The following is a 21,851-nucleotide window of genomic DNA, read 5'->3' on the forward strand; positions in this document are numbered from 1 at the left end:
GGCCGTGACGACAGCGGTCCACGACGGGAGGAGCTCACCGGCATGGACCCACGAACGGTGCGATGTGTCCCGGGTCGATCACCACTGCGCGCGTTGCGCTCGACGGCAGGGCCGCGTTCGATGAATCGGATGCGGTGCGTGCGAACCGGTCTCGACGACCATGGCGTCGACGAATCCTCCGGAAATCCACGGGCGGAGACGGACGAGGCCGACGATCCCGACTTCGACGGCGCCGGCGCGTGACGGCCGGATCGCCGGTCACGGCGTCAGGATGCCACCGTCACGTCGGCGATGCGACCGGAGAAGTCACCGAGGTCGCGCACGGCGGCCTGCCAGCCGGCGAGCGCCTCGTCGAGAGTGCCGGTGACGGTGCGGCCCACACCCGACGAGAACGTGCCGTCGGCCTGTCTGTTCGGTCATGAGGCCGGGAGTTGCGCTGCGGCAGCCGGATCGAGGAACCACACGGTGCGTTCGGTGCCGCGGGCACCGGCGGAGGGGACGTCCTCCGGTGCGGCGCCGCCCACAGCCGCTGCGACGGCCTCCGCCTTGGCATCACCGGTGACCAGCAACCAGACCTGCCGCGCCCGCTGCACGGCAGGCAGCGTCAGCGTCACCCGCGCCGGCGGCGGTTTCGGGGAGTCGTCGACACCCACCACGAAACGCTCGGACTCGCGCACCGCGTCGGTGTGGGGAAACAGCGAATTGATGTGTCCCTCACCGCCCATGCCGAGCAGGTGCACGTCGAAGACCGGTGCGGTGCCGTCGGGGGAGTGCGCCGCGAGGAGTTCGGTGTACCGCTGGGCCGAGTCCTGCGGTGTGCTGCACCCGTCCTCGCCGAGCGCCGGCATGGTGTGGATGCGGGCCGGGTCGATCGGCACGTGGTCGAGCAGAGCCTCGCGGGCCTGCACCTCGTTGCGATCCGGATCGCCGGGCGGCAGGAAACGCTCGTCGCCGAAGTAGACGTTCACCGCCGACCAGTCGATGGCGCCCTGGTCGCGCCGCACGTTCTCGAGCATCGCGATACCGGTACCGCCGCCGGTCAGCACGACGTGGGCCTGCACCCGCTCGCGCTGCGCGGCGACGACGGCATCGACGAAGGCGGACGCCGCGGCGCGGGCGACCTCGTCGGCGTCGGCGAAACGCCGGATCTCGGACGGAGTGCGGACCGTGTCAGACATAATCCACCTTCGGCAGGGCCGACAACGCGGCTTCGTAGACTTCGTCGGGATCGAGGCGACGCAGTTCCTCGGCGAGACATTCGGCCGAGTTCCGGCGTGCCAGGCTGATCAGCGAATCGGGCTTGTGAGTGCGTTCGAGGGTCGCCACGCGACCTTCCTGCGGGCGTTCCAGGGCGATCGTCTGCGACGCCGTGCGCAGTTCCACCCTCAGCTCGCCGACGGATCGTTCGACGGGGCAGTCGAGGCGGCTCGCGAGCCAGCCCGCGATCAGATCGACGGCCGGTTCGGTCCGCAGACCCGACACGCGCGCCGAGAGCACCGGCTCGTAGGGCGGCTGATCGAGTGCCGAGACCAGCAGGGCCCGCCAGTAGGTGATGCGAGCCCAGGCCAGATCCGTGTCGCCCGGCCGGTAACCGGACAGGCGGGTCGCGAGATCGGCACGCGGGTCGTCGGAGTTGGTCACGTCGGTGATGCGGCGGACGGCGAGGCGTCCCACCGGGTCCTCGGCCGGGACCGCGGGGGCCTGGTTGGGCCACCACGCAACGACGGGGGTGTCCGGCAGCAGGAACGGCACCACGACCGACTCCTGATGTTCACCGAGTTCGCCGTGCAGGGCGAGGATCAACGCCTCGGAGGCGCCCGCTTCACCGGCGACCCGGATCTCCGCGTCGAGCCGTGATGGGCCGTCCTGCCGGCCGCGACCGACCACGATGACGCGGCAGGGATGTTCCTTCGACGCCTCGGTGGCGGCCGTGATCGCGGCGTCGAGACCCCGCGCATCGCCGGCGCACACGATGAACGTGAGAACACGTCCCTGCGTGACCATTCCGCTCGACCGCCGCAGCTCCACCAGCTTGCGGCTGATGGCGTTGGCGGAGGTGTTGCGCAACTGGAGCCTCACGGACGCCTCCATTCCCGGCCGGTACGCCGCAGCATCTCGTCGGCCGAATGAGGACCCCAGGTGCCGGACTCGTAGGGCTCCGGTCGCCCGTTCGCCGCCCAGTGCTCGAGCACCGGATCGAGGATCTTCCAGGACAATTCGACTTCCTCGTCCACCGGGAACAGTGACGGGACGCCGAGGAGCACGTCGAGGATCAGCCGCTCGTAGGCCTCGGGGGAGGAGACCGTGAACGCCTGGCCGTAACTGAAGTCCATGTTCACGTCCCGGACCTCCATCTCGGAGCCGGGAACCTTCGAGCCGAAGCGCATCGTGATGCCCTCGTCGGGCTGCACGCGGATCACCAGCGCGTTCTGACCGAGCTCCTCGGTCATGGTCTTGTCGAACGGCAGGTGCGGGGCCCGCTTGAAGACCACTGCGATCTCGGTGACGCGACGGCCGAGACGCTTGCCGGTGCGCAGGTAGAAGGGCACACCCGCCCAGCGGCGGGTGTCGACCTCGAGGGTGATGGCCGCGTACGTCTCGGTGGTCGAATCTGCCGCGAAACCCTTCTCCTCGAGCAGGCCGACGACCTTCTCGCCGCCCTGCCACCCGGAGGCGTACTGGCCGCGCGCGGTGGTCTCGTCGAACGGCTCGGCCGGCCGGGTCGCCGACAGCACCTTGATCTTCTCCGCGTGCAGTTCCGATGCCGCGAAGCTCACCGGCTCCTCCATCGCGGTGAAGGCGAGCAGCTGCAGGAGGTGGTTCTGGATGACGTCGCGCGCCGCGCCGATGCCGTCGTAGTAGCCGGCGCGACCACCGAGGCCGATGTCCTCGGCCATCGTGATCTGCACGTGGTCGACGTAGTGCGCGTTCCACACCGGCTCGAACATCTGGTTCGCGAACCGCAACGCGAGGATGTTCTGGACCGTCTCCTTGCCGAGATAGTGATCGATGCGGAAGACGGATTCCTCGGAGAACACCTCACCGACAACCGAATTGAGTTCGCGCGCACTCTCGAGGTTGTGCCCGAACGGCTTCTCGATCACGACGCGGCTCCACGAGCCGTTGCGTTGTGCGGCCAGACCCGAACGCGACAGCTGCCCGCACACCACGGGGAAGGCGTCCGGGGGGACCGAGAGGTAGAACGCGTGGTTGCCACCCGTACCGCGCTCGCGGTCGAGCTTCTCGAGGGTCGTCGCGAGTTCCGCGAACGCCGCATCGTCGTCGAAGGTGCCCTGCACGAAGCGGATCCCCTCCGCGAGGCGCTGCCAGACCTCCTCGCGGAAGGGGGTACGCGAATGCTCACGCACCGCGTCGTGGACCACCTGACCGAAATCCTCGTCGGCCCAGTCCCTCCGGGCGAAACCGACGAGCGCGAATCCGGGCGGCAGGAGGCCGCGGTTGGCGAGATCGTAGACGGCGGGCATCAACTTGCGCCGGGCCAGATCGCCGGTCACGCCGAAGATCACCAGCGCGCACGGGCCGGCGATACGGGGCAGTCTGCGATCTCTGTTGTCCCGGAGCGGATTCACCCACTCCGCCGCACCGGATTCGGGCACGTTCAGCCCTCCGCGCCCGGCGCGTGAGCCGCGAGCTGTTCCGCCGTCGCCGCGAGCAGGTCCTTCCACGACACGACGAACTTCTCCACACCCTCGTCCTCGAGCTTGCGGAAGACGTCGGGGAGGTCCACACCGACCGATGCCAGCGCGTCGAAGACCTGCTGGGAGGCGGCGATGTTGCGGGTGACGGTGTCGCCCGTGACCTCACCGTGGTCGGCGACAGCCTCGAGGGTCTTCTCCGGCATCGTGTTCACGGTGTTCGGCGCGACCAGCTCGGTGACGTAGAGGGTGTCCGGGTAATCGGGGTTCTTCACACCCGTCGACGCCCACAGCGCACGCTGGGGAACGGCACCCGCCTCGGCGAGCTGCTCGAACCGCGTTCCGCCCTCGAACGCGCGCTGGTAGGCGGCGTACGCGAGTCGCGCGTTGGCGAGACCGGCCTTGCCGCGCAGAGCCAGCGCCTGGTCGGTGCCGATCTCCTCGAGGCGCGGGTCGATCTCGGTGTCGACACGCGAGACGAAGAACGACGCGACCGAGCGGATCTTCGACAGGTCGTGACCGGATGCCTTCGCCGCGGTCAGGCCGTCGAGGTAGGCCTCGATGACCCGCTCGTAACGCTCGACCGAGAAGATCAGCGTGACGTTGACGCTGACACCCTCACCGATCACCCGGGCGATGGCCGGCAGACCCGCCACCGTCGCCGGGATCTTGATGAACAGGTTCGGGCGGTCGACGATGCGCCACAGCTCGAGTGCCTGCTGGACGGTCTCGTCCGTCTTGTGCGCCAGACGCGGATCGACCTCGATCGACACCCGTCCGTCGAGGCCGTCCGTCGCCTCGAACACCGGCGCGAGGACGTCGCAGGCCGCGCGCACGTCGTCGGTGGTGACGGTGCGGATCGCCTCGGTGGCGTCGGCACCGGCCGCGGCGAGATCGCGGATCTGCGCGTCGTAGGCATGGCCCTTCGACAGGGCGGCCTGGAAGATCGACGGGTTGGTCGTCACACCCACGACACTGCGGGTCGCGACGAGCTCGGCGAGCTTGCCGGAGTCGATGAGGTCGCGGGACAGGTCGTCCAGCCACACCGAGACACCCTGGGCGGACAGTTCGGCCAGCGCAGCGTTCTGCGTGGAGGTCTGCTGGGTCATCGGATCATCCCTTCACTCGGGTCAGCGAGCGACGCGCGGCGTCGACGACGGCCTCGGCAGTGATGCCGAACTCGCGGTACAGGGTCTTGTAGTCGGCGGAGGCGCCGTAGTGCTCGAGCGAGACCGGCTCACCGGCGTCGCCGATGAGGCGGTACCACGGCATCGCGAGACCGGCCTCGACGGACACGCGGGCGCGCACCGACGGGGGCAGCACCTCGTCGCGGTAGGCCTGGTCCTGCTCGAGGAACCGGTCGAGCACCGGCACGGAGACGACGCGGGTGGCCACACCGTCGGCCTCGAGGGTCTCGCGGGCGGCGACGGCGAGCTGGACCTCGGAACCGGTCGCGAGGATCACGACCTCCGGGGTGCCCGACGAGGCCTCGGCCAGGATGTAGGCGCCGCGGGCGACACCCTCGGCGGCCTTCTCCCGCGTGCCCTCGAGCACCGGCACGTTCTGACGGGTCAACGCCAGGGCGGTCGGGCCGGTGCGGTTCTCCAGCGCGGCCTTCCACGCGAACGACGTCTCGTTGGCGTCGGCCGGGCGGATCACGGCGAGATTCGGGATCGCGCGCAGCGCCGCGAGGTGCTCGATCGGCTGGTGCGTCGGGCCGTCCTCACCGAGACCGATCGAGTCGTGCGTCCACACGTAGATCGCCGGGGTCTGCATGAGGGCCGCGAGACGCACCGCGGGCCGCATGTAGTCGGAGAAGACGAGGAAGGTGCCGCCGTAGGGGCGGGTCGGGCCGTGCAGGGCGATGCCGTTGAGGATCGATCCCATCGCATGCTCGCGGACACCGAAGTGCAGGGTGCGTCCGTAGGGCTGCGCGTTCCAGTCCTTCGTGGAGATCGACTCGGGACCGAAGGAGTCGGAACCGGGGATAGTCGTGTTGTTGCTGCCGGCGAGGTCGGCGGAACCGCCCCACAGCTCGGGCAGCACCGGTCCGAGCGCGGCGAGGGCCTTGCCGGACGCCGAGCGGGTCGCGGGACCGCTCTCGGTGGGCTCGTAGGTCGGCAGCGCGTCGACCCAGCCCTCCGGGAACTCACCGGCGTGCAGGCGGTCGAACAGTTCCTTGCGCTGCGGCTCGCGGGAGGCCCACGCGTCGAAGTCGGCCTGCCATGCGGCGCGTGCCTCGGTGCCGCGCGTCACCACCTGCCGGGCGTGCTCGATCACGGCCGGGTCGACGTCGAAGTTCTTCTCGGGGTCGAAACCGAGGATCTTCTTGATCTCGGCGACCTCGTCGGCGCCGAGCGCGGCACCGTGCGCGTCGCCGCTGTTCATCTTCGTCGGCGCCGGGTAGCCGATGATCGTCCGGACGGAGATGAAGGACGGACGGTCGGTGACGGCCTTCGCGGCCTCGACGGCCTCGAGCAGCGCGGTGACGTTCTCGCCGCCCTCGACGGTCTGCACGTGCCAGCCGTATGCCTCGTAGCGCTTGGAGACGTCCTCACCGAGAGCGATCGCGGTGTCGTGCTCGATGGAGATCTTGTTGTCGTCGTAGAAGACGATCAGGTTGCCGAGCTGCTGGACACCGGCGAGCGAGGACGCCTCGGAGGTCACGCCCTCCTCGATGTCGCCGTCGGAGGCGATCACGTACACGTAGTGGTCGAACGGGCTCGAGCCGGCGGGCGCCTCGGGATCGAACAGACCGCGCTCGCGGCGGGCGGCCATCGCCATACCCACGGCGGAGGCCAGACCCTGACCCAGCGGGCCGGTGGTCATCTCGACGCCGGCGGTGTGGCCGTACTCGGGGTGGCCCGGGGTGAGCGAACCCCACGTGCGCAGCGCTTCGAGGTCGGCGAGCTCGAGTCCGTAGCCGGACAGGTACAGCTGGGTGTACAGCGTCAGGCTCGAATGTCCGCACGAGAGCACGAAGCGGTCGCGGCCGACCCACTCGGGGTCGGTCGGATCGTGGCGCATCACACGCTGGAAGAGGGTGTACGCGAGGGGAGCGAGGCTCATCGCGGTACCGGGATGCCCGTTTCCGACCTTCTGCACGGCGTCGGCGGCGAGCACGCGCGCGGTGTCGACGGCCTTGGTGTCCAGGTCGGTCCAGTCGGCAGGATGCGCAGGCTGGGTGAGGGTGCGGATCTCGTCTGTGATCGACACGAGCTTGAAGTCTCCTGACATGGGTGTACGGGGTCCCGGCGGGTGGAAGTCGGCCCGCGCGCTACTTCAGACTAGTGCGCTGCTCCGAACGGGTCGATTCGGTCCGGGCAACGGTCCGGTCTACCATCGTTCGTAGTAGAGGAGCGTCCGGAACCGGGCGACCGTGAACGGGCGAAACGAAGGTGCGGATCCGCGTGGGACAAGGAGACAGTGTGCGGGCAGGGCGACGGCCGGGAGGACACGGCTTCGGCGCCCCCGAAGCGCCGAGCGCCCCGCGCCCCGACACCGCGTGGGGCCGGATCTCCGGCACCGTCCTCGCCTACATCGCGTTGACCAAGCCGCGGGTGATCGAACTCCTGCTGGTCGCGACCATTCCCGCGATGCTGTTCGCCGACCGCGGCAACGTCGACATCGTGCTCATCCTGAGCACCCTGTTCGGCGGCTGGATGGGGGCGGCGAGCGCCAACTCGCTCAACTGCGTCGTCGACGCCGACATCGACAAGGTGATGAAACGCACGGCGTTGCGTCCTCTTGCCCGGCAGACGGTGCCGACGCGTAACGCCTTCGTCTTCGGCATGGTGCTCGGGATCGCGTCGTTCGCGTGGCTGTGGTGGCGGGCGAATCTGCTGGCCGGACTGTTGGTCGTGGCGACGATCGCGTTCTACGTGCTCGTGTACACGATGGTGCTCAAACGCCGAACCTGGCAGAACGTGGTCTGGGGCGGGGCTGCCGGATGTATGCCCGTGATGGTCGGCTGGGCCGCCGTGACGGGTTCGCTGAGCTGGGAACCCATCGTGTTGTTCCTGGTCATCTTCTTCTGGACGCCGCCGCACACCTGGGCGCTCGCGATGCGTTACAAGGAGGACTACAAGGCCGCCGGCGTGCCGATGTTGCCGGTCATCGCCACCGAGCAGCACGTCACCAAGCAGATCGTGTTCTACACGTGGGCGACCGTGATCGCGACGCTGGTGATCGTCCCGGCCGCCGGTGTGATCTACGCGGCTGTTGCGCTGCTCGCGGGTGCCTGGTTCCTGATCGTCGCGCACCAGCTGTTCAACAGCGTGCGCGGTGGGGCGTCGGTCAAGCCGCTCAAGCTGTTCCTGCAGTCCAACAACTACCTCGCGGTGGTGTGCCTGGGCCTGGCGATCGACTCCGTGCTCGCTCTGCCGACGATCGGCTCGTACTTCTGATCTACGCTTCACGACGAACGCCCCGGCCGATCGGCCGGGGCGTTCGTCGTGTCGGGTCGGGAGATCACGGGATCAGGACGATCGATCCGGTGGTCCGCCGTCCTTCGAGATCGGCGTGGGCGCGGGCGGCTTCGGCGAGGGGATAGCTCGCTCCCACCCGGAGCTTCAGCGACCCGTCGGCGAGCGCCGCGAGCACGTCGCCCGCCCGCCACAGCAGCTCCTCGCGGTCTCGGGTGTAGTGCACGAGGGTCGGCCGTGTGACGAACAGCGAACCCGCCGGGTTCAGCCGCTGCAGGTCGAAGGGCGGGACGGGTCCGCTCGCGGCGCCGAACAGTGCGACCGTGCCGCGCACGCGGACGGACGCGAGCGACGCCTCGAAGGTCGCGGCACCGACACCGTCGTAGGCCGCGGCCACCCCCTCACCATCGGTGAGCTCGCGCACCTTCTCGGCGAGGTCGTCGCCGTAGCGCAGCACCTCCGCGGCGCCGGCCTCCCGCGACAGGGCCTCCTTCTCGTCGGAGGACACGGTGGTGATCACCCGCACGCCCTTCGCGACGGCGAGTTGCGTCAGGATCAGCCCCACACCCCCGGCACCGGCGTGGACGAGAACCGTCTCGCCGGGCTGTGCCGGGTGGACGGAGTTCAGCAGGTAGTGCGCGGTCATGCCCTGCAGGAGGACCGAAGCGGCCTGCTCGGCCGGCACCGAGTCCGGGACCGGCACGGCTACCTGCTCGCGGACGCGGACCAGTTCGGCGTACGAGCCGGGTGCATCGCACCACGACACCCGGTCGCCGACCGCCGTGTCCCGCACACCCTCGCCGACCGCGACGACCGTGCCCGTGCCCTCCGAGCCCGGGATGTACGGCAGCTCCGTGCCGTAGAGGCCGGTGCGGAAGTAGGTGTCGATGAAGTTGACGCCGATCGCGTCGGTGCGGACCAGCAGCTCACCCGGTCCGGGCGAGGGGTCGGGTCGTTCGACGGGGACGAGGACGTCGGGGCCTCCGTGCTGTGTCACTTCGATTGCGTGCATAGCGCTCACAGTATTCTGCAGACATGAGCGTCGAAACACAGGTCGTGGCCGCACCGGCCGACATCGTCTCGTCCATCCGCAGCTTCGTCGCCGAGCACGGAGGTTCCGGGAAGGCAGTGCTGCAGCCGATCGGTCTGTCCGGCGTCCGGATCACCGTGGTCGCCGCCGACGGCACCCTCGGCGACCGCGTCGCGAAGGACCTCCCGACGGCGCGTGCCATCGTCGAGGAGATCCCCGACGTCACCGTCTCCGAGTGGGACCGCGAGGTCACCAGCATCGCCAACCCGCAGAAGGGTCACTGGGCGAAGATGGCCGGCTGGGTGGCACGCCAGACGAAGTTCCCGAAGGCCCGCAACGAGCGCTGACCGACCCGACACCCGTACGACGACACGCGGCCCCTCTCCGGAAATCCGGGGAGGGGCCGCGCCGTCGAACGGTCAGGCCGGAACGGGTTCGCGATCCGGTGCGGTCGTGCGCGTCCGTCCGGCCGCCCAGACCGCGGCGGTCGCTGCCGTGCACAGTCCGGCGCCGGCAACGTGGAAGACGACCAGCACGGCGGGCACGTCCGTCCAGAACTGGACGAGGCCGATGCCTGCCTGTGCGACCACCAGTGCGAGAACGACCTTCAGACGCAGCGTGACGGCTCGGGGTGCATGGACGGCGTAGACGGCGAAGGTGAGGCCGATCAGCAGTGCGAGATAGCCGACGAGCGCTTCGGCGTGCAGGTGGACGAGATTGGTGATGTCGAGCGCGAGGCGCGGGACGGGTCTGTCGACACTCTTGTCTCCGGCGTGCGGGCCGGCGCCGGTGACCATCGTGCCCAGCACGAGGACCACGGCGAGCGCGACACCCGTCAGAGCGGTGAGCCGGCGCAACGGCTGGGGCAGTACCTGTACCACCGTGCCGTCGTCCGGCTCGCTCACCTTCGCGTAGAGCACTGTCGCCAGCCACACCATGAGCATCGACGCGAGCAGGTGGATCGCGACCGTCCACCAGGCGAGACCGGCCAGGACGGTGATACCGCCGATGATCGCCTGCAGCACGGTGCCCGCGGGCATCACCCACGCCCAGGCGATGACCTCCTTGCGGCGCCGTGCGCGGGTGACGGCCAGGACGATCGCGGCTGCGACGGCCACGACCACGAAGGTCAGCAGCCGGTTGCCGAACTCGACCACCTGGTGCAGGGTGTTCACCCCGCTCGACACACCCACCGGGACCAACGACCCGGGGAAGCACTGCGGCCAGGTCGGGCAACCCAGTCCGGAGGCGGTGACGCGGACGACCGAACCGGTCACGGCGATGCCGCCCTGGGTGAGAATCGTGAGGAACGCGATGATCTTCTGCGTCCGCAGCGACGGCAGGGGGAGACGGTCGACAAGGCTCAGGTAGCCGCGATACAACACGGTTCGATGGTACGGCGTGAACCACTACACGCTGTAGTTGGGTCGTGCCCGATCGGGCCGCCCACGACTCAGGTGAAGCGGAACCAGCGCGCCGCGGCCGTGCCGCCGATCACCGTCCACACGAGCAGCGAGACGATCGACAACCAGTCGAACACGCCGGAGGTGGCGTTCTCGAGCGCGAGCGTCAACGCCCCCGACGGCACGATCCGCAGCAGGTGGACCACCGCTTCGGGGATCACGTCGCCGAGCACCACGACGCTGCCGATGCCCAACAGCACGAACCACACGATGTTCGCGAGGGCGAGCACGATCTCGGCGCGCAGGGTTCCGCCGAGCAGCAGCCCCAGTGTCGCGAACATCACCGTGCCCAGGGCGATGACGACCGCCCCGATGAGCAGGTCGACGGGGGAGGGGCGCCAGCCGAGGGCCAGCCCGATGGCACCGAGCAACACGGCCTGCAGGACGACGACGATGCCCACTGCCGCGCTCTTGCCCGCGATGATTCCCCACTTGGGCAGCGCGGTCGCGCCGATCCGCTTGAGGGCGCCGTAGCGGCGGTCGAAGCCCACCGCGATCGCCTGACCGGTGAACGCAGTCGACATCACGGCCACCATCATCACTGCGGGCAGCACGCTGTCGACCCGCGAGTCGCCGAGATCGCCGATGGGCAGCAGCGACAGGCCGATCAACAGCGTGATCGGGATGAACATCGTCAGCAGGAGCTGCTCGCCGTTGCGCAGCAGCAGCTTGAGTTCCATGGCGGTCTGCGCCGCGAGCATCTTCGACGGTGAGTTCGGCTGCGGTCGCGGGGTGAAGGTCCCCTCCGCGAACCGGTTGTTCGCCAGACGATCGTGGGTCACGCTCACCCTCTCAACTCCCGACCGGTCAACTCGAGGAAGACGTCCTCGAGGCTGCGCTGATCCACCCGGATCTCGGTTGCCAGTGCGCCCAGGTTCGCGCACCAGGTGGCTGCCGTCGCGACGACGGACGGTTCGATCGTGCCCTCGACGAGATACCGCCCGGGGTTGTCCTCCCGGACCCGGTGGGTGCCGGCCAGAGCGGACTGCAGGGCGCTCAGGTCGAGGCCCGGAGGCGCGGTCAGCCACAGCTGGCCCTCGGCGCCGTCACGGGTGACCTCGTCGGGCGTTCCCGCGGCGACCACCCGGCCGTGATCGATGATGACGATCTCGTCGGCGAGCTCTTCGGCCTCGTCCATGAGGTGGGTGGTGAGCAGCACGCTCACGCCGTCGCGGCGCAGCGCGTCGATCAGTTCCCACACGAGCAGCCGGGCCTGCGCGTCGAGACCCGCCGTCGGTTCGTCGAGGAACACCAGTTCGGGGCGCCCGACCAGCGCGCATGCGAGCGCGAGGCGTTGCTGTTGTCCGCCCGACAGTCGTCGGTAGGGAGTGCGGCGGGCGTCTGTGAGCCCGAGGCGCCGGAGCAGCCAGTCGGGGTCGAGGGGGTCGGCCGAGTAGGCCGCCACCAGGTCGAGCATCTCGCCGGCGCGAGAACCCGGATATGCGCCGCCACCCTGCAGCATCACGCCGATCCGGGGGCGGAGGGCGTCGGAATCGGCGACGGGATCGAGACCCAGGACGCGGACCGTGCCGGCGTCGGGAGTGACGAATCCCTCGCACATTTCCACGGTGGTGGTCTTACCGGCGCCGTTCGGGCCGAGGAGGGCGAGCACCTGAGCGCGTTCGACGGTCAGGTCCAGACCGTTCACGGCGGTGACGCCCCCGTAGGTCTTGACGACGCCGTTCAGGCGCACAGCCGGTACCGCACCGGCGGGAGAACTCGGGGTCACGGGGTTCCAGCCTAGGCGTCCGCGGTTTCCGCCGGACGCGGTGGTGTGCGCTCCTGCAGCCGCCACGGCAGCCGGGAGCGCGTGGCGACGATGATCAGCCCGACCACCACGATGGTCGCGATCGACGCCTGGACGATGATGAACGGTTGGTATTCGCTGCCGTTGGGCATGAGGATCATGCCGACCACCGATGAGAACGCGATGGTGGGGATCCGGAAGACCGGGCGGGTGGCCCAGGCTGCGAGCGGGATCACTGCCCACAGCAGGTACCACGGTTGCACGACCGGGAAGAGCAGCACGATCGCGCCCAGCGACACTCCCAGCGCGCCGACGGGATGGATCCGTCCCATGAGCACCGCGAGCAGCATGCGCACCGTGACGAAGGCGGCCACCAGCGCGGCGATGGGGCGAGTGATGGACAACACGGCCGTCGTGTGGTCGCCGAGGCCGAGCAGCACGCCCCCGAGGCCGGTACCCATGCCGAGCAGTGTCGGGATCGACATCCAGCTGCGGACCTCCGTGGCGGTGCCCAGGGTCTTCGTCCAGCCGAAGCCCAGCCCGCTGCCCCAGCTCACAGCGCCGATGACGACGCAGGTCCCGATGCCGAGGATCGCGGCAGCAGCGATCACGGCGCGGAAGCCGCCACCCCACTTGCGGGCAAGGGCCATGCCGACGAATCCGAGCGCGAGCAGCGAGGGCACCTTGATCATCGACGACAGGGCGATCAGCGTGGTGCCGGCCGCGAGCCACCCCGCGAGACGCAGGTGCGAGGCCGCCTCGTCGTCCGGGTGGACGGCCCGCAGCGCGAGTTCGACACCGGCGAGCATGAGCCCGAGCATCAGGGCCTCGTTGTGGATGCCCGCCACCAGGTGGAAGAGCAACAGTGGGTTCGCGGCACCGAGCCACAACGCGCTCACCGACGCGACGCCGCACCGGCGGGCGAGCCGCGGCAGCGCCCACACGATCAGGGCCACACCCACGAGCGCGAGCAGCCGGTGGACGAAGATGCCGGCCACGATGTTCTCGCCCGTGAGGTATGTGATCTTCTCGCCGATCCACAGGAAGGCCGGGCCGTAGGGGGCCGAGGTGTCGCGCCAGATGTTCGGCACAGTCCGGGTCAGGACGTGGTCGACCCCCAGCGCGCCGGCCGGACCGATGGCGTAGGGATCGAGCCCGCGCGCCGCGATCTCGCTCTGCGCGAGATACGAGTAGACGTCCTTGCTGAACATCGGCGGCGCGACGACCAGCGGAAGGATCCACAGCAGCAAGGTGCGGTCGAGCTGCGACCGGGACAGTCGGCGCACGGGACCGTCCGGTGCGCCCCGGCCGATCGCGAACCGGCCGAGCAGCAACCAGGCGAGGATCACCAGCGCCGTGCCGATCATGGTCGTCGTGAGGGCGGCGCTCGGCATGCGTGCCGCCAACCCGAGGGCGCGGACGCCCTGCACGGGGTTCTGCAGGACCGGCTGGGCGCCGGCGCCGAGCGCTCCGACGGCCATGAGGACGGCACCGGTGGCGCCGAGCAATCGGATGCGGTGGAGATAGATGTTCTCGATCGCATCGAGTCCGCGACCTTCGGTCTCGTCGCCGTGCAGGACGACCGAGACATCGGCGTGTGGGCCCGGGGCGTCGAGGCCCAGGGCGCGTCGGATCCACACGTGCAGCCGTTCGCGGACCCCGGATCGGCCCGGCGACGGAGACGTCGTGCGCGGGGCGCACAGGGGAGGAGTCGACGGCACGTCAGAAGCGTAACGGGACGGCGAGGGTGGTCTTCGACGGCTCCGTCATGAGGTGTAACAAAGGGCACCCTTGGTGGACCGTGCTTCCGAATTCCGTCACACTGGTGTTGTGAAATACCGGTCCGACACCACCGACACCGCAGAACGCGCAGGTCACGCACCTGCCGCGACGGCGTCGCGCGTCGAGGACACCCGCAGGAATCCTGCTTCGACGGGCCGCGAGATCCCGGAGGGTCAAACCCGCGCCGCCGTCGTGCAGTTGCTGCTCGAAGAAGGTCCCATCACCGCGCCGGAGATCGGCGAGCGTCTGGGGCTCAGCGCCGCGGGCGTGCGACGTCATCTCGACGCGCTCATCGAGTCCGGTGAGGCGCAGGCCGCCGCGCCGCCGCGCAGGCAGGGACGCGGTCGTGGCCGCCCCGCCCGCCGCTTCCAGCTCACCGCCGTCGGGCGTGCCCGCCTCGGGCACTCCTACGACGATCTCGCCACCGCCGCGATGCGGCACCTGCGCGAACTCGGAGGCGACGCTGCCGTCGAGGACTTCGCGCGGCGCCGCGTGGACTCGATCCTCGGCACCATCGCACCCGCCGACGAGAACGTCGACGACGTCGAGAGCGTCGCCGAGGAGATCGCCGGGGCGTTCACCGCCTCCGGTTTCGCCGCCTCGACCCGCCGCGTCGGCACCGGCGTGCAGATCTGCCAGCACCACTGCCCGGTCTCGCACGTCGCGGAGCAGTTCCCCGAACTGTGCGAGGCGGAGCAGGAGGCCTTCGTGCGGATCCTCGGAACCCACGTGCAACGCCTCGCGACGATCGCGAACGGCGACGCCTTCTGCACGACACACGTGCCCGTTCTCCCCAGAGCGGATGTGCCCCGTCCGGAGCCGCCCACGTGACGACCCCACCGCGAGTGCTCCGCGAACCAGGGCACACCAGGAAGACATCCACCCACCCGTCGACCGTCGACGCACAGCCCGCGCCGACGCCCACCAGACTCCGGAAGGAGCTCGCATGACCGTCGCATCGGATCAGACGTCCGGAACCGCGCCGCTGACGCAGGAAGAGACGATCGATTCTCTCGGCCACTACGAATACGGCTGGGCGGACCCCGACACCGCCGGCGCCACGGCGCAGCGCGGCCTGTCCGAAGAGGTCGTGCGGGACATCTCCGCCAAGAAGAACGAGCCCGAGTGGATGCTCGACATCCGCCTCAAGGCGCTGCGCACCTTCGACAAGAAGCCGATGCCGGTGTGGGGCTCGAACCTCGACGGAATCGACTTCGACAACATCAAGTACTTCGTGCGCTCGACGGAGAAGCAGGCCGCGAGCTGGGACGAGCTCCCCGAGGACATCAAGAACACCTACGACAAGTTGGGCATCCCGGAGGCGGAGAAGCAGCGCCTCATCGCCGGTGTCGCCGCCCAGTACGAGTCCGAGGTGGTCTACCACCAGATCCGCGAGGACCTCGAGAGCCAGGGCGTGATCTTCCTCGACACCGACTCGGGTCTGCGCGAGCACCCCGAGCTGTTCAAGGAGTACTTCGGCACGGTCATCCCGGCCGGCGACAACAAGTTCTCCGCCCTGAACACCGCGGTGTGGTCGGGTGGCTCGTTCATCTACGTCCCGCCGGGTGTGCACGTCGACATCCCGCTGCAGGCCTACTTCCGCATCAACACGGAGAACATGGGCCAGTTCGAGCGGACCCTGATCATCGTCGACGAGGGCGCCTCGGTGCACTACGTCGAGGGCTGCACCGCGCCGATCTACAAGTCCGACTCACTGCACTCCGCGGTCGTCGAGATCATCGTCAAGAAGGGCGGCCACTGCCGCTACACGACCATCCAGAACTGGTCGAACAACGTCTACAACCTGGTGACCAAGCGCACCAAGGTCGAGGCCGGCGGCTCGATGGAATGGATCGACGGCAACATCGGTTCCAAGGTGACGATGAAGTACCCGGCCGTGTGGATGATGGGCGAGCACGCTCGCGGTGAGGTGCTCTCCGTCGCCTTCGCCGGCGAGGGCCAGCACCAGGACACCGGCGCGAAGATGCTGCACCTGGCTCCGCACACCTCCTCGACCATCGTGTCGAAGTCGGTGGCGCGCGGCGGTGGACGTGCCTCCTACCGCGGCCTCGTGCAGGTCAACAAGGGCGCTCACGGCTCGAAGTCGACGGTCAAGTGCGACGCGCTGCTCGTCGACCAGATCAGCCGCTCCGACACCTACCCGTACGTCGACATCCGTGAGGACGACGTCACGATGGGTCACGAGGCGACCGTCTCGAAGGTGAGCGACGACCAGCTGTTCTACCTGATGAGCCGCGGACTCGACGAGGACGAGGCCATGGCGATGGTGGTGCGCGGATTCGTCGAGCCCATCGCCAAGGAACTGCCGATGGAGTACGCCCTCGAACTCAACCGCCTGATCGAACTGCAGATGGAAGGGGCAGTCGGCTAAATGACTGCGGAAGCGAAGAACACTCCGGCTACCGGAGTGCAGGATGCCGTGCGCGCCGAGAATCGTGCCCCGGCGGTCAAGACCGCCGGCAAGCCGGCAATCAACAAGGGTGAGGTCTTCACGTCGTTCGACGTGCATGCCTTCGAGATTCCGTCGGGTCGCGACGAGGTGTGGCGGTTCACCCCGCTGCGCCGCCTGCGCGGTCTGCACGACGGCACCGCTCCCGCGACCGGCACCGCGACCGTCGAGGTCACCCCGGTCGACGGCGTGCAGGTCGAGACCGTGGCGCGCGACGACGCGCGACTCGGACAGGCCGGTGTGCCGTTCGACCGGATCGCAGCACAGGCGTACTCGTCGTTCGAGACCGCGACCGTCCTGACCGTCGGCCGCGAGGTCGAGGTCGCCGAGCCCGTCACCGTGACGATCACGGGACCGGGCGAGGGCGCTGTCGCCTACGGACACGTGCAGATCCGGCTCGAGGCGTTCGCCAACGTCACGCTCGTCGTCGATCAGCGCGGCAGCGGCACCTACGCCGAGAACATCGAGTTCGTGCTCGGCGACAGCGCACAGCTGAAGGTCGTCGCGGTGCAGGACTGGGCCGACGACGCCGTACACGTCGCCGCGCATCACGCTCGCCTCGGCCGCGATGCCGTGCTGCGCCACTTCACCGTGGCGCTCGGCGGCGATCTCGTGCGCGTGTCGGCGACCACCAAGTACGACGGCCCCGGCGGCGACGCCGAACTGCTCGGCCTGTACTTCGCCGACGCCGGTCAGCACTTCGAGCAGCGCCTGCTCGTCGACCACTCGCAGCCGAACTGCAAGTCGAACGTCGTGTACAAGGGTGCGCTGCAGGGCGATCCGGCCTCCGGCAAGCCCGACGCGCACACCGTGTGGATCGGCGACGTGCTCATCCGCGCCGAGGCCGAGGGCACCGACACCTTCGAGCTCAACCGCAACCTGGTGCTCACCGACGGTGCGCGCGCCGACTCGGTGCCGAACCTCGAGATCGAGACCGGTGAGATCGTCGGTGCCGGACACGCGTCGGCGACCGGCCGCTTCGACGACGAGCAGCTGTTCTACCTGCGTGCTCGCGGCATCCCCGAGGAGGAAGCGCGTCGCCTCGTCGTCCGCGGCTTCTTCCACGAGCTGCTCGAGCGCATCACGGTCACCGAGGTCCGCGAACGGCTCGAGGCCGCCATCGAGGCGGAACTCGCCGCCGTCGGCGCCTGACCGGCCCTGCCTCCCGTACTCCCGATACTTCACTAAGGAAACGCATTTCGATGTCCACACCTTCGAACGTCCTCGAGATCAAGGACCTGCACGTCCGCGTCGCACAGACCGACGAGAACGCCGAGCCGATCGACATCCTCAAGGGCGTGAACCTCACGGTCCGCTCGGGTGAGACGCACGCCATCATGGGCCCCAACGGCTCCGGCAAGTCCACCCTGTCGTACGCGATCGCCGGCCACCCCAAGTACGAGATCACCTCGGGCAGCATCACCCTCAACGGTGAGGACGTGCTCGAGATGAGCGTCGACGAGCGCGCCCGCGCCGGCCTGTTCCTCGCCATGCAGTACCCGGTCGAGGTGCCCGGCGTGTCGATGTCGAACTTCCTCCGCACCGCCGCGACCGCCGCGCGCGGCGAGGCCCCCAAGCTGCGCCACTGGGTCAAGGAGGTCAAGCAGGCGATGTCCGATCTGGACATCGATCCGGCCTTCGGTGAGCGCAGCGTCAACGAGGGCTTCTCCGGTGGCGAGAAGAAGCGCCACGAGATCCTGCAGCTGGGTCTGCTCAAGCCGAAGATCGCCATCCTCGACGAGACCGACTCCGGCCTCGACGTGGACGCGCTGCGCGTCGTCTCCGAGGGCGTGAACCGCTACCAGGAGAACGAGAACGGCGGCGTCCTGCTCATCACCCACTACACCCGCATCCTGCGCTACATCAAGCCGCAGTTCGTGCACGTCTTCGTGGGTGGCCGCGTCGTCGAGTCCGGCGGCCCCGAGCTCGCCGACGAGCTCGAGACCAACGGCTACGTTCGTTTCACCCAGGCAGCAACGCAAGGAGCGTGATCGGATGACGGTGCCGGTGCGGACCTTGGACATCGCCCGGATCAGGGCCGATTTCCCGATCCTCGCGCGCACGGTGCGCGACGGCAAACCCCTGGTCTACCTCGACTCGGGGGCCACCTCCCAGCGCCCGGTACAGGTGCTCGACGCCGAGCGTGAGTTCCTCGCGACGCGGAACGCGGCCGTGCACCGCGGTGCGCACGCGTTGTCGGAGGAGGCGACCGACTCGTACGAGGACGCTCGCGCCGTCATCGCGTCCTTCGTCGGGGTCGACGTCGACGAGGTGGTGTTCACCAAGAACGCTACCGAGTCGCTCAACCTCGTCGCGTACGCCTTCGCCGACGACCGGTTCCCGCACCGGCTCGGACCCGGTGACGAGATCGTCGTCACCGAACTCGAGCACCACGCGAATCTCGTTCCGTGGCAGGAACTCGCGCGGCGCACGGGTGCCACCCTGCGCTGGTACGGGGTCACCGACGACGGTCGCATCGATCTCGATTCGCTGACGCTGACCGACGCCGTGAAGGTCGTGGCGTTCACGCACCAGTCGAACGTGACCGGTGCGGTCGCTCCCGTCGAGGAGATCGTGCGGCGTGCGAAGGAGGTCGGCGCGATCGTCGTGCTCGACGCGTGCCAGTCGGTGCCGCACATGGCCGTCGACTTCCGTGCTCTCGGTGTGGATTTCGCGGCGTTCTCCGGACACAAGATGTTCGGTCCGTCCGGCGTCGGTGTCCTCTACGGTCGCCGCGACCTGCTCGCCGACGTGCCGCCGTTCATCACCGGTGGCTCGATGATCGAGACGGTGACGATGGAGGCGACGACCTTCGCCGCACCGCCGCAGCGATTCGAGGCCGGATCGCCCATGGTCTCGCAGGCCGTCGGCCTCGGTGCCGCCGTGCGCTACCTGCAGGACATCGGCATGGACGCCGTCGCCGCACACGAACACGAGCTGACTGCTGCGGCACTCGCCGAGCTGGGCGGCATCGACGGCGTGCGCATCATCGGACCCACGACCGGCGAACAGCGCGGCGGGGCGGTGTCGTTCGTCGTGGACGGAATCCATGCTCACGATCTCGGCCAGATCCTCGACGACGAGGGCGTCGAGATCCGGGTCGGACACCACTGCGCCTGGCCGCTGCACCGCCGCTTCGGGGTGGCCGCGACCGCCCGCGCATCGTTCGCCGTGTACAACACGCCGGACGAGGTGCAGGCACTCGGCGCGGCGATCCGGCGCGCCCAGAAGTTCTTCGGGGAGGCGTGATCCGATGCGGATGGAGCAGATGTACCAGGAAGTGATCCTGGACCACTACAAGCACCCGCACAATCGCGGACTGCGCGAACCGTTCGGCGCCGAAGTGCATCACGTCAACCCGACCTGCGGCGACGAGGTGACCCTGCGCGTGCACATCGACGGCGACACCGTCAGCGACGTCTCCTACGACGGGCAGGGCTGCTCGATCAGCCAGGCATCGACGTCCGTGCTCACCGACCAGGTGATCGGCGTTCCGCTCGGCGACGCGCTGAAGATCGTCGAAGGGTTCGTCGAGATGGTCGGCAGCCGCGGGACCGTCGAAGGCGACGAGGACCTGATCGGCGACGGCATCGCATTCGCCGGCGTCGCGAAGTACCCGGCGCGCGTGAAGTGCGCGTTGCTGGGCTGGATGGCCTTCAAGGACGCGGTCGCGCAGACCGTGGACGCCGCCCCCGCCGACCTGGCGGGCGGCGCGCACACCCTTTCGAGCGGAGGACAGAACTGATGACCGAACCCGCACCGGGCACCGTGAACACCGACGAGAATCCGACGGCCGACGCCGGCGCGGACGAGACCTCGACGCTGGTCGCGGCCACGGCGCCGCCGCTGGATCCGGGCCGCCTCGACGAACTCGAGGAAGCGCTGCGCGACGTCGTCGACCCCGAGCTCGGCATCAACGTCGTCGATCTCGGTCTCGTCTACGGGATCTCCGAGGTCGACGAGACCGTGACCGTGGACATGACGCTCACCTCGGCGGCGTGCCCCCTCACCGATGTCATCGAGGAGCAGGCCAAGGGCGCACTCGTGCGCAGCGGCCTGTGCGACGAGCTGCGCATCAACTGGATATGGATGCCGCCGTGGGGTCCCGACAAGATCACCGACGACGGACGCGAGCAGCTGCGCGCACTCGGATTCACCGTCTGATCCCGCGGTCTCCGGTTCCGAGCCTCGGCGCCTGATCTTCGACTTCCCGTCGGAGGTCAGGCGCCTTTGCGTTCGCCGGAGGTCTTCTTGGCGGCCGTCTTCTTCGCTGGAGTCTTCTTGGCTGCCGAGCTCTTGGACGCGGTCTTCTTCGCCGTGCTCTTCTTCGCTGGAGTCTTCTTGGCCGCCGAACTCTTCGACGCCGAACTCTTGGACGCGGTCTTCTTCGCGGGGGCTTTCTTCTTCGTGCCCTCGTCCTCGCCTTCGTCCTCGTCGTCGTCCTTCGAGGACTTCTTCCCGCCGGAGGACGAACCGGACGGGACCTTCTTGCCCGCCGCATCGACGCTACGTTGCAGGGCGGCCACGAGGTCCAGCACCTCGGCGTCCTCTTCACCGGTGTCGTGTTCGGCGACCTGGAAGACCTTCTCGCCGCCGCGGGCGAGGGCCTCGTCGATCAGCGTGCGCAGTTCCACCTGGTACTCGTCGGTGAATTCGGTGGGATCGAAATCGTCGGACATCGACTCGACCAGGGTCTCGGCCATCGCGAGTTCGCGTTGTTTCGGCTTCTCGATGTCGTCGAGCGACTCGAACTCGGCCGCGCGCACCTCGTCGGGCCACAGCAGGGTCTGCAGGATGAGCAGTCCGTCGCGGGTGCGCAAGGCGGCCAGCCGGGTGCGCTGACGAAGCGTGAAGTGCACCAGCGCCGTCCGGTCGCTCTGTTCGAGAGTCGCGGCGAGCAGGCCGTAGGCCTTCGGTGACGACGAATCGGGTTCGAGATAGTAGGACTTCTCGAACAGGATCGGGTCGATCTGCTCGGTGGGCACGAACTGCAGCACCGGGATCTCGTGCTTCTCGGCGGCCGGGAGTTTCTCGAAGTCCTCGTCGGTGAGCACGACCCGCTCGCCGTCCTCGGAGTCGTACGCCTTGTCGATCTCCTGGTAGGGGACGACCTCACCGCACTCGGTACACACACGCTGATACTTGATCCGCCCGCCGTCCTTCGCGTGCACCTGGTGGAAGGAGATGTCGTGCGACTCGGTCGCCGAGTACACCTTCACCGGCACGTTGACGAGGCCGAACGCGAGTGAGCCTTTCCAGATCGACCGCATGTGTCCATC

General features: G+C 68.9%; 20 protein-coding genes. 9 read left to right on the top strand and 11 right to left on the bottom strand.

Annotated features, from left to right (window positions below; genetic code table 11):
* Window positions 1–416: 416 nt before the first annotated feature.
* The 5 genes from pgl to tkt are packed head-to-tail and all read right to left on the bottom strand — an operon-like array spanning window position 417 to window position 6,872.
* Entirely contained in the window at window positions 417–1,178 is a 762-nt protein-coding gene (gene pgl, locus C6Y44_RS11680) for a 6-phosphogluconolactonase (RefSeq protein WP_159418439.1), read from the bottom strand.
* Complete coding sequence (opcA, locus tag C6Y44_RS11685; protein ID WP_024100808.1) at window positions 1,171–2,079, bottom strand: glucose-6-phosphate dehydrogenase assembly protein OpcA; 909 nt, start codon at window positions 2,077–2,079, stop codon at window positions 1,171–1,173. The genes pgl and opcA overlap by 8 nt, the downstream gene beginning before the upstream one ends.
* Window positions 2,076–3,617, bottom strand: a complete 1,542-nt coding sequence (zwf, locus tag C6Y44_RS11690) for a glucose-6-phosphate dehydrogenase (protein WP_174247042.1) — start codon at window positions 3,615–3,617, stop codon at window positions 2,076–2,078. Before zwf ends, opcA begins: the two co-directional genes overlap by 4 nt.
* Before the next feature lie 2 nt (window positions 3,618–3,619).
* Complete coding sequence (gene tal / locus C6Y44_RS11695) at window positions 3,620–4,765, bottom strand: transaldolase (RefSeq protein ID WP_159418438.1); 1,146 nt, start codon at window positions 4,763–4,765, stop codon at window positions 3,620–3,622.
* A 4-nt stretch (window positions 4,766–4,769) separates the two neighbouring features.
* On the bottom strand, window positions 4,770–6,872 hold the full coding sequence (gene tkt / locus C6Y44_RS11700; RefSeq protein WP_120284229.1) for a transketolase: 2,103 nt from the start codon (window positions 6,870–6,872) through the stop codon (window positions 4,770–4,772).
* A 212-nt stretch (window positions 6,873–7,084) separates the two neighbouring features.
* On the opposite strand from tkt, the gene C6Y44_RS11705 reads away from it, so the two are divergent.
* Entirely contained in the window at window positions 7,085–8,062 is a 978-nt protein-coding gene (locus tag C6Y44_RS11705; protein WP_120282452.1) for a heme o synthase, read from the top strand.
* 64 nt (window positions 8,063–8,126) lie between these two features.
* On the opposite strand, the gene C6Y44_RS11710 is transcribed toward C6Y44_RS11705, so the two are convergent.
* Window positions 8,127–9,092, bottom strand: coding sequence for a quinone oxidoreductase family protein (locus tag C6Y44_RS11710; protein ID WP_159418437.1), 966 nt, complete (start codon window positions 9,090–9,092; stop codon window positions 8,127–8,129).
* Between the two features lie 23 nt (window positions 9,093–9,115).
* On the opposite strand from C6Y44_RS11710, the gene C6Y44_RS11715 reads away from it, so the two are divergent.
* Complete coding sequence (locus tag C6Y44_RS11715) at window positions 9,116–9,457, top strand: hypothetical protein (RefSeq protein ID WP_006551494.1); 342 nt, start codon at window positions 9,116–9,118, stop codon at window positions 9,455–9,457.
* 72 nt (window positions 9,458–9,529) lie between these two features.
* Here C6Y44_RS11715 and C6Y44_RS11720 read toward each other — a convergent pair whose 3' ends face one another.
* From C6Y44_RS11720 to mptB, 4 genes are all read right to left on the bottom strand, one after another.
* Window positions 9,530–10,495 (bottom strand): COX15/CtaA family protein, encoded by a 966-nt coding sequence (locus C6Y44_RS11720; protein WP_120282454.1) that lies wholly within the window; start codon window positions 10,493–10,495, stop codon window positions 9,530–9,532.
* A gap of 68 nt (window positions 10,496–10,563) precedes the next feature.
* Window positions 10,564–11,361, bottom strand: a complete 798-nt coding sequence (locus C6Y44_RS11725) for an ABC transporter permease (protein ID WP_006551497.1) — start codon at window positions 11,359–11,361, stop codon at window positions 10,564–10,566.
* Window positions 11,358–12,302, bottom strand: coding sequence for an ABC transporter ATP-binding protein (locus C6Y44_RS11730; protein ID WP_120282456.1), 945 nt, complete (start codon window positions 12,300–12,302; stop codon window positions 11,358–11,360). The genes C6Y44_RS11725 and C6Y44_RS11730 overlap by 4 nt, the downstream gene beginning before the upstream one ends.
* 11 nt (window positions 12,303–12,313) lie before the next feature.
* Entirely contained in the window at window positions 12,314–14,041 is a 1,728-nt protein-coding gene (gene mptB, locus C6Y44_RS11735; RefSeq protein ID WP_404817792.1) for a polyprenol phosphomannose-dependent alpha 1,6 mannosyltransferase MptB, read from the bottom strand.
* Between the two features lie 109 nt (window positions 14,042–14,150).
* Here mptB and C6Y44_RS11740 point away from each other — a divergent pair, with 109 nt between their 5' ends.
* The 7 genes from C6Y44_RS11740 (at window position 14,151) to C6Y44_RS11770 (ending at window position 20,736) form a co-directional block, all read left to right on the top strand.
* A complete protein-coding gene (locus C6Y44_RS11740; RefSeq protein ID WP_372473013.1) occupies window positions 14,151–14,933 on the top strand; it encodes a helix-turn-helix transcriptional regulator in 783 nt (260 codons plus the stop codon).
* A 115-nt stretch (window positions 14,934–15,048) separates the two neighbouring features.
* A complete protein-coding gene (gene sufB / locus C6Y44_RS11745; protein WP_006551501.1) occupies window positions 15,049–16,494 on the top strand; it encodes a Fe-S cluster assembly protein SufB in 1,446 nt (481 codons plus the stop codon).
* The gene (sufD, locus tag C6Y44_RS11750) at window positions 16,495–17,724 is read left to right on the top strand and encodes a Fe-S cluster assembly protein SufD (RefSeq protein ID WP_159418435.1); all 1,230 of its coding nucleotides are present in this window, start codon (window positions 16,495–16,497) and stop codon (window positions 17,722–17,724) included.
* Window positions 17,725–17,774: 50 nt separating this feature from the next.
* Window positions 17,775–18,563, top strand: coding sequence for a Fe-S cluster assembly ATPase SufC (sufC, locus tag C6Y44_RS11755; protein WP_120282460.1), 789 nt, complete (start codon window positions 17,775–17,777; stop codon window positions 18,561–18,563).
* 4 nt (window positions 18,564–18,567) lie between these two features.
* Window positions 18,568–19,821, top strand: coding sequence for a cysteine desulfurase (locus C6Y44_RS11760; protein WP_088898525.1), 1,254 nt, complete (start codon window positions 18,568–18,570; stop codon window positions 19,819–19,821).
* 4 nt (window positions 19,822–19,825) lie between these two features.
* On the top strand, window positions 19,826–20,317 hold the full coding sequence (sufU, locus tag C6Y44_RS11765) for a Fe-S cluster assembly sulfur transfer protein SufU (protein WP_024100819.1): 492 nt from the start codon (window positions 19,826–19,828) through the stop codon (window positions 20,315–20,317).
* The gene (locus C6Y44_RS11770; protein WP_192378847.1) at window positions 20,317–20,736 is read left to right on the top strand and encodes a metal-sulfur cluster assembly factor; all 420 of its coding nucleotides are present in this window, start codon (window positions 20,317–20,319) and stop codon (window positions 20,734–20,736) included. Before sufU ends, C6Y44_RS11770 begins: the two co-directional genes overlap by 1 nt.
* A 56-nt stretch (window positions 20,737–20,792) precedes the next feature.
* Here the strand turns inward: C6Y44_RS11770 and ku are convergent, their stop codons facing one another.
* Window positions 20,793–21,842 (bottom strand): non-homologous end joining protein Ku, encoded by a 1,050-nt coding sequence (gene ku / locus C6Y44_RS11775; protein ID WP_159418433.1) that lies wholly within the window; start codon window positions 21,840–21,842, stop codon window positions 20,793–20,795.
* Window positions 21,843–21,851: the final 9 nt, after the last annotated feature.

Source organism: Rhodococcus rhodochrous, from assembly GCF_014854695.1.
In the GTDB taxonomy this organism is placed as follows: Bacteria; Actinomycetota; Actinomycetes; order Mycobacteriales; family Mycobacteriaceae; genus Rhodococcus.